Annotated in this window: 12 protein-coding genes, 1 riboswitch and 1 other annotated feature; of the genes, 5 read left to right on the forward strand and 7 right to left on the reverse strand. The window is 29.4% G+C overall.

Going from position 1 to position 13,999, the window contains the following annotated elements:
- The first annotated feature begins 27 nt into the window (after positions 1-27).
- Together ACYUCG_RS11485 and ACYUCG_RS11490 are read left to right on the forward strand one after the other, a co-directional pair.
- On the forward strand, positions 28-846 hold the full coding sequence (locus ACYUCG_RS11485; protein ID WP_025647897.1) for a purine-nucleoside phosphorylase: 819 nt from the start codon (positions 28-30) through the stop codon (positions 844-846).
- Between the two features lie 79 nt (positions 847-925).
- Positions 926-2,152, forward strand: a complete 1,227-nt coding sequence (locus ACYUCG_RS11490; protein ID WP_240298872.1) for a NupC/NupG family nucleoside CNT transporter — start codon at positions 926-928, stop codon at positions 2,150-2,152.
- 76 nt (positions 2,153-2,228) lie between these two features.
- Here ACYUCG_RS11490 and ACYUCG_RS11495 read toward each other — a convergent pair whose 3' ends face one another.
- Complete coding sequence (locus ACYUCG_RS11495; RefSeq protein ID WP_460268657.1) at positions 2,229-3,305, reverse strand: M24 family metallopeptidase; 1,077 nt, start codon at positions 3,303-3,305, stop codon at positions 2,229-2,231.
- 167 nt (positions 3,306-3,472) lie between these two features.
- Here ACYUCG_RS11495 and ACYUCG_RS11500 point away from each other — a divergent pair, with 167 nt between their 5' ends.
- A complete protein-coding gene (locus ACYUCG_RS11500; protein WP_060794528.1) occupies positions 3,473-4,171 on the forward strand; it encodes a metallophosphoesterase family protein in 699 nt (232 codons plus the stop codon).
- Between the two features lie 79 nt (positions 4,172-4,250).
- On the opposite strand, the gene ACYUCG_RS11505 is transcribed toward ACYUCG_RS11500, so the two are convergent.
- Positions 4,251-5,462 (reverse strand): cytochrome b5 domain-containing protein, encoded by a 1,212-nt coding sequence (locus ACYUCG_RS11505; protein ID WP_240298874.1) that lies wholly within the window; start codon positions 5,460-5,462, stop codon positions 4,251-4,253.
- A 105-nt stretch (positions 5,463-5,567) separates the two neighbouring features.
- Positions 5,568-5,809, forward strand: a binding site (T-box leader).
- Between the two features lie 64 nt (positions 5,810-5,873).
- Here ACYUCG_RS11505 and asnS point away from each other — a divergent pair.
- Positions 5,874-7,271 (forward strand): asparagine--tRNA ligase, encoded by a 1,398-nt coding sequence (gene asnS, locus ACYUCG_RS11510; RefSeq protein ID WP_270206494.1) that lies wholly within the window; start codon positions 5,874-5,876, stop codon positions 7,269-7,271.
- Between the two features lie 113 nt (positions 7,272-7,384).
- Here asnS and ACYUCG_RS11515 read toward each other — a convergent pair whose 3' ends face one another.
- The 3 genes from ACYUCG_RS11515 to nrdG all read right to left on the reverse strand — a co-directional run bounded on the left by ACYUCG_RS11515 (position 7,385) and on the right by nrdG (position 10,203).
- On the reverse strand, positions 7,385-8,866 hold the full coding sequence (locus ACYUCG_RS11515) for a leucyl aminopeptidase (protein WP_415342228.1): 1,482 nt from the start codon (positions 8,864-8,866) through the stop codon (positions 7,385-7,387).
- Between the two features lie 147 nt (positions 8,867-9,013).
- Complete coding sequence (locus ACYUCG_RS11520; RefSeq protein ID WP_060794525.1) at positions 9,014-9,565, reverse strand: YcxB family protein; 552 nt, start codon at positions 9,563-9,565, stop codon at positions 9,014-9,016.
- A gap of 128 nt (positions 9,566-9,693) precedes the next feature.
- The gene (gene nrdG / locus ACYUCG_RS11525; protein ID WP_283681467.1) at positions 9,694-10,203 is read right to left on the reverse strand and encodes an anaerobic ribonucleoside-triphosphate reductase activating protein; all 510 of its coding nucleotides are present in this window, start codon (positions 10,201-10,203) and stop codon (positions 9,694-9,696) included.
- Positions 10,204-10,309: 106 nt separating this feature from the next.
- On the opposite strand from nrdG, the gene ACYUCG_RS11530 reads away from it, so the two are divergent.
- A complete protein-coding gene (locus ACYUCG_RS11530; RefSeq protein WP_315632997.1) occupies positions 10,310-10,918 on the forward strand; it encodes an HD domain-containing protein in 609 nt (202 codons plus the stop codon).
- 58 nt (positions 10,919-10,976) lie between these two features.
- On the opposite strand, the gene ACYUCG_RS11535 is transcribed toward ACYUCG_RS11530, so the two are convergent.
- On the reverse strand, positions 10,977-12,368 hold the full coding sequence (locus tag ACYUCG_RS11535; RefSeq protein WP_283681469.1) for an MATE family efflux transporter: 1,392 nt from the start codon (positions 12,366-12,368) through the stop codon (positions 10,977-10,979).
- 382 nt (positions 12,369-12,750) lie between these two features.
- A complete protein-coding gene (gene add / locus ACYUCG_RS11540) occupies positions 12,751-13,749 on the reverse strand; it encodes an adenosine deaminase (RefSeq protein ID WP_460268658.1) in 999 nt (332 codons plus the stop codon).
- A gap of 114 nt (positions 13,750-13,863) precedes the next feature.
- Positions 13,864-13,963, reverse strand: a riboswitch (purine riboswitch).
- Positions 13,964-13,999: the final 36 nt, after the last annotated feature.

The following is a 13,999-nucleotide window of genomic DNA, read 5'->3' on the forward strand; positions in this document are numbered from 1 at the left end:
AAATTTTTCATTAAGAGGTGTAGATTTATGGATTTATCAAACAAAATTAAAACAGCTGCTGAGTACATAAAAGGTAAAAGCAAATATAATCCAACAATAGGATTAATCTTAGGATCTGGATTAGGAGCTATAGCTGATCAAATCGAAGATGCAGAATATTATCCATATAATGAAATTCCAAACTTCCCTGTATCTACAGTTGAAGGTCATGCTGGAAGATTAGTTATAGGAAAATTCCAAGGCAAAGAAGTTGTTGCAATGCAAGGAAGATTCCACTACTATGAAGGTTATTCAATGCAAGAGGTTACTTGTCCAGTAAGAGTAATGAGATTATTAGGAGTTGAAACTTTAGTAGTTACTAATGCCGCTGGAGCAGTTAACAAAGATTATACTCCTGGAGATTTAATGATAATATCAGATCACTTAAATTTATCAGGATCAAATCCTTTAATAGGTAAAAACTTAAGTGAGTTCGGTACTAGATTCCCTGATATGTCAAATGCATATGATAAGGAATTAAGATCACAAGTTAAAGATATAGCTAAAAATTTAGGAATAGAAGTAAGAGAAGGTGTTTATGCTATGTTTAGTGGCCCAACTTACGAAACTCCTGCAGAAGTAAGAATGGCTAGAATATTAGGAGCAGATGCAGTTGGTATGTCAACAGTTCCTGAAGTTATAATAGCTAACCACAGTGGAATGAAAGTTATAGGTGTATCATGCATGACTAACATGGCTGCCGGTATCTTAGAACAACCACTTAATCATGAAGAAGTTATGGAAACTTCAGCTAAAGTTAGAAAGACATTTATAGAGTTAATGACTAACATTATAAAAGAGATTTAATAAAAAGTTAAATAAATATATTTTTTAACTTTTGTTAAATATAAAACTAGTATAAAAACATAAGAAAAGGAGAATAAATGTGGATAGGTTTATTGGTGTAATCGGTCTTATTTGTATTATTGGTATAGCTGTTCTTTTTTCTGAAAATAGAAAGAAGATCAACTGGAGATTGGTTGGAACAGGTCTTTTATTACAAATTATTTTCGCTTTATTAATCCTAAAAGTTCCTGCTGGTAGAGCAGTATTTGAATGGATTAGTAACGGAATAACTAAGTTATTAGATTTTACTAAAGAAGGTAGTTCATTCTTATTTGGACCATTACTTGATACAGACAAATTCGGTATGATATTTGCTCTACAAGTTTTACCAACTATTATCTTCTTCTCATCATTAATGAGTGTACTTTATCATTTAGGTATAGTTCAAGTAGTAGTTAAAGTTATTGCTAAAGGTGTTTCTAAAGCATTAGGAACAAGTGGTGCTGAAACTTTCAGTGCAGTTGGTAATATCTTCTTAGGCCAAACAGAGGCTCCTCTACTAGTTAAACCATACATAAAGAACATGACTAAATCAGAAATATGTGCAATTATGGTAGGTGGTATGGCTACTGTTGCCGGTGGTGTTATGGCTGGTTATGTAGCTATGGGTGTTAACGCTGGTAACTTATTAGCAGCATCAATCATGGCAGCTCCTGCCGGATTAATATTAGCTAAAATACTAGTTCCAGAAACTGAAGTTCCTGAAACTAAAGGTGGCGGAACTTTAGACCTTAAAGTTGAAAGCGAAAATGTTATTGAAGCTGCTGCAAATGGTGCTTCAGAAGGTTTAGGATTAGCTTTAAATGTTGGTGCTATGCTTCTTGCATTTGTTGCTCTTATAGCTATGATTAATGCTTTATTCGGAGCAATAGGTGGAGTATTTGGTGCACCTTGGTTAAGCTTAAACTGGATTCTTGGTAGATTATTCTCTCCATTAGCATTTATAATGGGAGTTCCAACTAAAGATGTTTTCGTAGCTGGAGACTTACTAGGAATTAAATTAGCAGTTAATGAATTCTTAGCTTACTCACAATTATCAAACTATATAGCAAATGGTACTTTAGAACCTAAGACTATAATGATATTAACTTATGCTCTTTGTGGATTCGCTAACTTAAGTTCAGTTGCTATACAATTAGGTGGTATCGGTGGATTAGCTCCAGAAAAGAAACCAACTATAGCTAAGTTAGGATTCAAAGCACTTTTAGGTGGTGTATTAGCTACTTGTATGACAGCTACTATAGCAGGTATTTTATTTAGTGCTTAATAATTAGAAAAATTTAAATTACTTAAAAATAAAAGAACATTCTTCAATTGAAGAATGTTTCTTTTTATTTTAATTATTATTTAATAACAACTAGTTCTTTATTTAAGTGATTTAATCTTTCACATCCATCTTCAGTTACTAATACTAAATCTTCTATTCTTACTCCCATATCTCCTTGAAGATATATTCCTGGTTCTACTGAGAAAATCATACCTTGTTTAACTTCATCAGTATTAGTTGATCCAACATCACCAAAATCATGAGTTTCTATTCCTATTGAATGCCCTGTTCTATGAGTGAAATACTTGCCATAACCTTTATTTTCTATAACGTCTCTAGCAGCTTTATCTATATCACAGAATCTAACTCCTGGTTTAATCATATCTATAGCTTTTTTATTAGCTTCTAAAACTGTATTAAATATTTCTTTTTGATGTTCTGTTGGCTCACCAAAGAATACACATCTAGTCATATCTGAACAATAATAATCTTTTCTACATCCAGTATCTATTAGAACTCCCATACCTTTTTCTAATTTTTGTTCTCCTGACTCTGCATGTGGATCTGCTGCATTAGCTGCAAAAGCAACGATTGGTTCAAAAGAATATCCTTGACATCCATATTCAGCATAACCTTTTCCTAAAACTTCTACTACTTCTTTTTCAGTCATACCCTCTTTTAAACTCTTTATTGCTTTTTCTACTACAATATCATTTATTCTTGAAGCTTCTTTCATTAAAGCTATTTCTTCATCATCTTTTCTCATTCTAACTCTATCAACTATAGGAGATCCATTAACAAATTTCTTTGCTGACTTTCTATCTAATAATTGAATTAAGAAATGTGCCTTCCAATCTTTATCTATTCCTAATAATTCTTCATGATCTATTATCTTATCTAAGATGTCTATTGGATTCATAGTATCGTTGTACCATAAAATATCAATACCTAAGTCCTCATTTATTGGAAATAATTCATTTACTATAAATTTTTGTTCACCCTTTGTATTTAAGTAAAGTGTTATCATTCTTTCTCCAGGTGATATCCACTTACCTGTTAAATAAAATATTGATGCAGGTGAAGAAACTAACATTTGAGGTATATCATTTGCCTTCATAGCTTCTAAAATTCTTTTTACTCTTCCTTCTTTCACCTTAATCGCTCCTCTCTAATAGTTAAAATTCTTTAAATAAATTATATCATAATTTCAAATTATCTAATAATCTACATTTATTTGTAATATTTATTTTTTTATTTTGTCCACTAAATTGTTATATAATATTTATAGTAAAATTTTTTAACAAATAGGAGGTCTTAAAATTGAGAATAGCAGTAATATCAGATATACATGGAAACTTATATGCCTTAAGAGAAGTTTTAGAAGACATAGATAACCAAAATATTGATTCTATAATATGTTTAGGAGACTTAGTTGGTTATGGACCTCATCCTAATGAAGTGATAGCTCTTATAAAAAGAAGAAATATTTTATGTTTAAAAGGAAACTATGATGCTTCTGTTGTAGATAATGATTATACATACATTAGAGACACAGATATAAACTCATTTTCTCTTCCTTGGACTGTAGAAGAACTAAGAACATCTAACAGATACTATTTAGATAACTTACCTGATAATCTTTCAATGAATGTATGTGGAAAATCAATAAAATTTGTCCATGGTAGTCCAAGAAAAATAAATGAATATTTAAGTGAAGATTATTCTGAATTAGATGAAATAATGAATGAGCTTAAGGAAGATGTGTTAGTTTGTGCTCATACCCATATTCCATACGCCAAGAAAATAGGTAATAAGGTTATTATAAATGATGGTAGTGTTGGTAAACCTAAAAACGGTAAGCCTCATGCTACTTATGTTATATTAGATTTTTCAAATGAATTTAAATTAAAAGTAGAAATGAAAACTGTTCCTTATGAATTTAAAAGAACTATGAAAGATATGGAATTAAAAAACTTCCCACAAAAGTTAATATACTCTTATGAATTTGGTAAAGAATAAATAAAAAGCTAGATTAAACTTAAACTACTATATTTCAATTTTATACTAAGTAGTTCATAAGTGAATCTAGCCTTTATTTTTAATAATCATTTAAACTACAAGTTAAAACTCCTGCAACTTTTAGATTTTTTAAATGAGATTTATCATTCCCATAAACCTCTTTATATTGTCCTGTTAAATCGCACCCTACTTTTATGTTTTTTTCTTGCCATTTATCTACATCAGTTAAATCATATACTGTACCAAATATAGCTATATAAGGAGGTTTTCCGTCTTTTCCATTATAATTACTAAGTTCATTTATATTAACTTCCTTAGCACAACGTTCGTCAAAAGTCACTCTATCGTATATAACTTTACCAACTATAGGCAACTTAGCTAATACACTTTCATCTGCATTATGACACCCCTTAAATTCTTTAGTAATATCATTTCCTAAATTTACTGAATTATGTGGACTTTTTTTAAAAATATCTTCATTTGTAACATCATATATTACTCCATTAACCGCTACATAAGCTGGATTTCCATTTTTTCCATCATATTTTGATAACTCCTTTAAAGTTAAATCCTTAAGATTGCGTTCAATATGTTTTCCCCTTTGACTTTCATTAAAATCATGTAATATTGCTACTTCTTTAGCTTCCTTTAAAAGCTCCTTATCTCCTCTATAATAAGTTTTAAATTCCTTAGTAATATCAGAACCTAATCTTAAATTTGTCTCATTAAATAGCTCTAAAACTGATAAATTAGTTATATCATAAACTATTCCTTCAATAGCCACATATGCTGGATTTCCATTCTCTCCATTATATTTTTCAAGTTCTTCTGAACTCATTATTTTAAGCCTTTGTTGTGGATAATACTCTTCTACTCCATCCATAATTTCAGCTTCCTCAGGCTCTGCTAAAAGCCCTACCATAGGAATATCTCTTAATATAGATTCATCTCCATCATTTAACTCATAAAAGGCCTCTGTTACATCAGTGCCAAATTTTAAATTATTATAAGGACTTTGTTTAAATAATTCTACATTTGAAACATCATATATAATACCATCTATAGAAATATATGACGGATTTCCATTTTCTCCATTAAAATTTGCTAATTCCTCCTTTGTTAGAATAAGCATATCAGTGGTCTCTTCTCTTATATAATCACTTTGAAATTCTTTAAAAATATCTTCTATTTTTTCTTTATATAGTCTAGCCTGATTATTTTCTCCAGCTAAAGTCATTAAATATTTAAATTTGTTTATTTGTTCAAACTTTTCTTCAAAAAAATTGCACATAAAAACTCCTATATTACATACTATATCTATATATTTCTATGTGGTTAATATTGCAAATGTTAATGTTTTATTGTAAAATCATTATTAATCGAACTAAATACGATTTTATTTACTATGAAGAGAAGAGTAAGCTTAGGAAGTAACTATCAGCGAGCAGATTACGGTGTGAGTTCTGCAGTGTATCCTATTTTGAAGAACATCTCTGAGTTTCTAACCGAAATCCTTTTTAGGAGAGTAGACTTAGACGGTTTCAGGCCGTTATACTTGAAGAACATTTTTGTGTTCATAAAGCCGGCTATTTTATAGCAATTTGGGTGGTACCGCGAATAATGCCATTCGTCCCATTAATTATGTGGATGAAGGGCTTTTTTATTTGGAATAAAACTTAATTAGGAAAGAGAGGAAATAATAATGAAAGATGTAGTTTTAGTAAAAAGTCTTTACAGAAACACTAGTGAATATAGTGATAAGAAAGTAAAAATCTCAGGTTGGATAAGAACTTTAAGAGCATCAAATGCTTTTGGATTTATAGAAGTTAACGATGGTTCATTCTTTAAAAACGTTCAAGTAGTTTTTGATAGCGCTAAAATATCAAACTACAAAGAAATTTCTAAATTACCTATAAGTTCATCAATATCAGTTATAGGAACTTTAGTTGAGACTCCAGATTCAAAACAACCATTTGAAATTCAGGCAGAAGAAATAATAGTAGAAGGAATGTCAGATTCAGATTATCCTCTACAAAAGAAAAGACATACTTTTGAGTACTTAAGAACAATAGCTCATTTAAGACCAAGAAGTAATGCTTTCTCAGCTACATTCAGAGTAAGAAGTGTTGCAGCTTACGCTATCCATAAATTCTTCCAAGATCAAGGATTTGTTTACACTCATACTCCAATATTAACTGGTTCAGACTGTGAAGGTGCTGGAGAAATGTTTAGAGTAACAACTTTAGACATGATGGCTCCTCCTATAGCAGAAGAAGGTGGAATTGACTTCTCACAAGACTTCTTCGGAAAAGAAACTAACCTTACAGTTTCAGGACAATTAAATGCTGAATGTTTTGCTTTAGCATTTAGAAATATCTATACATTTGGTCCTACATTTAGAGCTGAAAACTCAAATACAGTAAAACATGCTGCTGAGTTCTGGATGATAGAACCTGAAATGGCTTTTGCTGATTTAATAGATGACATGGAAGTTGCTGAAAACATGTTAAAATACGTTATAAAATACGTTATGGATGAATGTCCAGAAGAAATAGCTTTCTTCAACCAATTTGTTGATAAAGGCTTATTAGAGAGATTAAACCATGTTGTAAACTCAGAATTCGGAAAAGTTACTTATACTGAAGCTGTTAAATTACTTCAAGAATCAGGTAAAGAATTCGAATATCCTGTTGAATGGGGAATAGATCTTCAAACTGAACATGAAAGATATTTAACAGAGCAAATATTCAAAAAACCTGTATTTGTAACTGACTATCCAAAGGATATTAAAGCATTCTACATGAGATTAAATGAAGACGGAAAAACAGTTGCTGCTATGGATTGCTTAGTACCTGGAATAGGAGAAATCATAGGTGGTAGCCAAAGAGAAGAAAGACTTGATGTCTTAAAAGCTAGAATGGCTGAATTAAACTTAAATGAAGAAGATTACTGGTGGTATTTAGAACTTAGAAAATACGGTGAAACTATTCACTCTGGATTTGGTCTAGGTTTTGAAAGATTAATCATGTACATTACTGGAATGGCTAACATAAGAGACGTAATACCATTCCCAAGAACTACTGGTACTGCAGAATTCTAAAAAAAGAAGTGGATTATTCCACTTCTTTTTTTATTTATAAAATAAATTCTTATTTCTTAACTATCAGATTTTAAAATTAATAAAAGTTATAATCTTAATTCTTACTTTTTATATTATTTACATCTTCTATTAGCTAATTCATATAAAGTTCTAACTCCTGCACCTGTTCCTCCAGCTGGACAATAATCTCCTTTTTTCTCTGAGAATGCTGGGCCAGCTATATCTAAATGTAACCAAGGTTTATTTTGAACAAATTCTCCAATAAATAATCCTGCAGTTATTGTTCCTGCATACTTTCCACCTATATTTTTTAAATCTGCTATATTAGATTTTATAAGCTTACCGTAATCTTCAAAGCTAGGCATTTGCCATACCTTTTCTCCAGTCTCCTCAGCGGCTTCCCTTAGCTCTCCATAGAACTCATCCTTATTAGTTATTACGGCTGTAACATCCTCTCCTAAGGAAACTACAGCAGCCCCAGTTAATGTAGCCACATCGATTATCTCACTAGCCTTTTCTTTCTCTATAGCATAAGTTACAGCATCTATTAGAGTAAGTCTTCCTTCCGCATCTGTATTTAATATTTCTATAGTTTTTCCTGCCATTGATCCTATAATATCCCCTGGCTTATAAGCATGACCTGATATTAAGTTTTCACAAGCAGCTACTACAGCTATTACATTTATTTTTAACTTTCTCTTAGCTATGGAACTAATAGCTCCTATAACAGAAGCAGCTCCACCCATATCAGCCTTCATTGTTACCATTCCAGCATTAGTTTTTAAAGAATAACCACCTGAATCATATGTTAGTCCCTTTCCTACTAAGGCTAGTCTTTGATCCATATTATCCTTATCTCCAAAGTATCTCATAACTATAAGTCTAGGTAAATTATCTGATCCTTTTCCTACTGATAAGAAAGATTCCATTTTTAATTCTTCTATTTGATTTTCATCAAATACTTCAACTTCAAAGCCATATTTAGAACCTATGTTTTTAACCTCTTTAGCTAAAGTTTCTGGATACATATTATTAGCAGGTTCATTTACTAAATCTCTTGCTAAGCAAGTAGTCTCTGAAAGAAGAACAGCCTCATTCACAGCTTTCTCACAAAGCTCTACCTCTTCTTCCTTTATATTGTGTCCACCAATATGAACTGTAACTTCAACCTCTTCCTTTTTATCACTCTTATATTTATTAAATGAATATGATCCTAAGGCTAATCCTTCAACCATTGCTTTTAATGTATTTTCTAATCCAATAGCCTCTACTGAATCAAATCTTAAAAATACACTTTTACTTTTTAATCTCTTAATCTCATTTACAGCTTTACCAAAGGCTCTTCTAATTTTTTCTTTAGTTAGCTCTGTCTCTTTTCCAAGACCTAGTAATATAATATCTTGTATATTATCCTCAGTTGTTCTAGTTATATTAAATATTTCTCCATAAGCGCCTTTAAACTGTTCTTTTTTCTTAAGTATATCTATATTATTGTTTATTTCTTCATTAGGTATATTCGTTTTTTCTTCAAAATATGGGATTAATAATGCATCTGTCTCTGTACACTTTGATTTTTTCACTAAAAAATTATACATTTATTTTCCACCTCTTTAAATTTTTATAATTAATATATCACACTTACCTTTAATAATCTATCTTTAATATATACCTAAATGATAAAAAAGTATGTAACCTAGATTACCAAATAAATATAAGAAAAAAGCTTAACTAAAAAGTTAAGCTTATGCTAATCCAATAATAGATAATATACGTTCTCTAACATTATTTCTATCACTACTTATCTTGTTTAAAAAAGAAATACGCTCTTCTTTGTTTTTGAAAGCTCCTTTTGGAATTGAAACATAATCAATTGAAGATATAAAGAAATATATATTTTCTTTAAAAGAAAATACCTCTCTTATAATTTTCCAAGGATATATTCTTTCTACTGCTCCTTCATTATATACAATTCTTATTCCATTGCTCAAAATCTCTACTTTACAGTTACCAAACATATTTTTATTTTCTAAGAATCTAACCTTCTCTTCTATATCACGCTCTATTATTCTTTTATTTTTAATATTACATACTATAGAAAAAATAAACCATGCTAATAATGTAACAACATAAAAACTATTGTTTAGATTTTTGCTGGCTTTAATAAAAACCATGGTCATTAAAAATACAAATATAGCCCCTATGATTTCAAAAAAAGTCCAAAAGAAAATTTCTCTGCTTATAAAATCTTTTCTACATTTTACAAATTCATTTTTGTTTAAAACAAATTCCAACATATACGCTTTCTACTCCCCTTAAGCATTTAATCTTCACTTCCCAAAATTTATATAAATAATTTTACCATAGCTTTTTTATATAAACTATTATGAACATATTACAATTGAAATTTCTTAAAATCTTAATTTTAAAATTCTAATTCAATTACTTTTCCTTCTTTTAGACTCTCTTTAACATCTATTATTCTCTGATTTGAAGAACCTCTAAATTTTAATCCATCTTCTTTCTTGTCTATATCAAACCTTCCATCAACTAAAACATCAATGTTTTCTAAATATTCTTTCCACTTATTAAAATCATTAGCATTTTCTAATAGATATTCAAATCTATATCCTGTATAACTCCAAACATTTAATCCTAATTCTCTTGCAGCTTTAGCAATATATATAAATTTATTAGCTTGTTCTACGGGATCTCCACCACTAAATGTTACTCCATCTATAAATGGATTATCTGCTAAGTCTTTTATTAATTCATCTATGTCTCTTTCTTCTCCACCATTAAAATCATGAGTATCAGGATTGAAACATCCTTTACAATTATGTTTACATCCTTGTGAAAAAAAAACTCTTCTTATTCCTGGACCATTTACTAAGCTCTCGTAGGCTATTCCTGATAACCTAATAGTATTGCTCATAGAAAATTACCTCCTATAATTTATATGTTCCTTTTTTTAAAATTATCTGTTTAAAAATGCTAACTATTGTTAATCATTAAAATAAGTATTAATTAGGGGGTACAAAATGACTAATCAAAACTTATTTTTAGAAATAGAAAAGCACTTATTAGAGGATGGTAAACCATCCATATTCTTAAATAAAATTAAAGAGGAAGAATCATTTAAAAATTCTTCTTTTAATATTTTCAACCAACTTAATAAGGAAAATCAAATCCATCAATCCAATCCTTGGACCCATACATTAAATGTAGTAGACCTAGCTTCAAAATACAAAGATTTATCTAATAACCCAAAAGCTTTTATGTGGGCAGCTTTATTCCATGATATTGGAAAAATAAGAACTCTAAACCCAATACATGATAGAGTTGGAGGAGAAATAACAAGAAGATTCCTTAGAGAATATAGTGATGATACTTACTTAAACGAAAAAATTATATCTCTAGTAAAGCATCATTCTGCACCTATATTTATTATTAATAGAGTCTCCTATAGCATAATAGATTTAATAAACACGGCAGATATTCATGATGTTGCCTTATTATCACTATGTAATAGGCTAGGAAATCTGAGTTCTAAAAATAATGACTTAGAGAAAAATCTTTTAGATAGTAATAAATTTCTTAAAATCATGTCTAGTAAAACCTGCTTACCATTAAAAGAAATAATAGTATAAATAAAAGGTTATATTAATAGAATCTTATTTTGAAACTATTAATATAACCTTTTTTTATTTATACTGTAATTAAATTATTATCAGCCTTATCTTCTTCAATATCACTTATAACATTCTTTATCCATTTTCCTGATTTTAACCTTACTACCTCAAAGATTATCTTTAAGAATTCTTCTGTGCAAATTAAGAAATATACTCCATATACAGGTAAAGAAAATACTGTAGCTCCAAGGAAAGCCATTGGTACAGCATAAAGCCATATTGTTCCACATTGTACTAACATAGAGTAAGTAGTATCTCCACCACCTCTAAATACACCAACAATCATAACCATATTAAAAGCTCTTATTGTAAAGAACAATCCTATTATTCTTAAAACTTTAACTGTATCTAAATAAGTTCCTTCACTTACATTAAAAGGCTTTAATGCTAATGGTGCTGTTATCCATATTAAAATTCCTAAAACAAATCCTACTAAAACAGCTATTACAGCTATATCCTTAGCATATTCTCTTGCTATTTCTTCCTCATTAGAGCCAATTTTATTCCCTATCATTATAGAGGAAGCTGTAGCTAAACCTATTAGTAATACCATAAACATATTATTTAATGTGGTAGCAATCTGCATGCTAGCAACAGCATTTGTTCCTATTCTAGCATAGGCTATAGAATATGCAGTCATACCTAAAGACCATACTATTTCATTTACTATAACTGACCAAGATGTTCTAAAGTATATTTTTACAAAATTTAAATCAAAGGAGATAAGCTCATTTAATCTTGATGCCACCTTATTCTTTCTAAAATAAACAAAGGAAACTATAAATATCATCTCTACTAATCTTGCAATAGTGGTTGCTAAAGCTGCGCCATTAACTCCCATAGGCTCAAATCCTAAATTTCCAAATATAAATACCCAGTTTAAAAATGCATTTATCAAGACTCCAACTATACTTGCATACATAGGAACACTAGGTTGCTCTGTACTTCTTAAAGCTGAAGAATAAGCTTGAGTAAAATTAGTAAATATACAACTTACAGAAACAATCTGTAGATATTTAGCTCCTAATTCTATAACATTTAAATCATTAGAAAGAATCTCCATAATTTCATAAGAAAAAAATCCAGAGCCTAAGGCAAAAAGAGTTGAAACTATAAGTCCAATAGATATATCTAGTCCCAAAACTTTTTTAATATTTTTCAAATCTTTTTTGCCCCAAAACTGAGACATGAAAACACTAGCTCCAGCATTTATCCCAAGAATACATAAGGTAAAAATAAATATATATTGGTTAGCTAACCCAACTGAGGCTATTGACTCTTCTCCTAGCTTTCCTACCATTAAATTATCTACTAGATTTAATGACGATGTAATGAAACTCTGAATTGTTATAGGAACAGCCATCATTATCATAGTAGGTAAAAATTCCTTGTTCTTAAAACCTTTCATGAAATTTAATCCCCCTTTTAAAAAAATACAAAAAAATAAAAGCAAATGGGTAGTCTTTAGCCGCCCATCTGCTTTTAAATCCTATTAATTGTCTAATAAATCTACCTCTTAGTCAATATAATCTTTCTCTTATTTACACTTCTTTAAAATATTTAGGTTCAAAATTTTTAAATTTATCAGATTTTTACTAGAATTTCACTAAGATTTTATTGTATAATATACATCTCACTAAAGTTTTTAGTGAAAGTACACCAAATTACTAACAATAATACGTTCAAAAATTTATCCACAGAATAATTTTTTGAAAAATATCCACAGTCGTTGAATTAAAAAATAATCCACAGGTAAATTAAGTTCTATTTGCCTGTGGATTATTTTAAATTTATATAATTATAGATAATTTTAATTTTTCCTTTAACTCTTCTGAACAGAAGGAAGCTTCCACACTATTTAAATAAATCTTTTTATAATCTTCAAAATCTATATTAAATGTCTTATGTACATTTTCAAATTCTTCAGTAAGATTTATATTAGAAACTGTTCTGTTATCTGTACTTAAATTAACTCTTATATTATCTTTATGATATTTATAAATAGGATGCTCCTCATATTTATTCACACCCTTTGTGTCTATATTGCTCTTAGGGCACATTTCTAATGTTACGCCTTTTTCTTTTACTAAATTATAAGCCTCTTCATCATTAAATATAAATAAGCCATGACCTATTCTCTCTGCACCTAGAAGCTCTATGGCATCTCTAACATTTTTACCATACCCAGTTTCACCAGCGTGTATTGTAACTCTAAAACCTGATTCTCTTGCTAACTTCATTGCTTCTTCATAAGGCTTAACAAAACCTTCTAATTCACCACCAGCTAAGTCTATGGCAACAACACCTTTTCCTATGAAGTTTTTCCCCTCTTCAATTACCTCATATACACTATCTACGGAATGATGTCTTAAACAAGATAATATTACATTACCTTTTATGTCATAAAGCTCTTCAGCTTTTCTTATTCCCTTTATTACACTCCCTATTACTTCTTTTTGAGTCATCCCTTTTTCTAAATGCAATATTGGAGCAAATCTTATTTCTATGTATTTTACATTTTCCTTACTTGCATCTTCCATAAGCTCAAAAGTAACTCTTTCTAAGTTCTCAGCTCTTTGTAATAGTCTTACTGGAAGAGCAAATCTATTTAAATAATCTTCTAGTGAATTACAGTCTTCTGAAATAACTAATAATTCTTTTACCTTATCATATTCATAGCTATCTAGCTTAACTCCCTCTTTTTTAGCTAACTCAATAGCAGTCTCTACTCTTAAGGATCCGTCTAAATGGCAATGTAATTCTATCTTTGGTAAATTCAATAAATTCATTTATATTTCCTCCCTTAATTAACTATTTATCTTATGAATAAAATTAAAATTTCTAATATTAAATAAAGAACTTATATCCTAAAAAAGGTTAAAAAAAATTCTTGATTACGAAGAAAGCAAAGAGGCTTTCTTCGTAATCAAGAATTCTCGGTTCTTGGTAGAAACCTCTAATCCATATCATTAGAGTTATACGAAGTAAACTTTATTTTTTATTTATTTTACCATATAAATCTTTATAGTCAATAATAAT

The organism is Clostridium sp. CTA-17, from assembly GCF_054767895.1.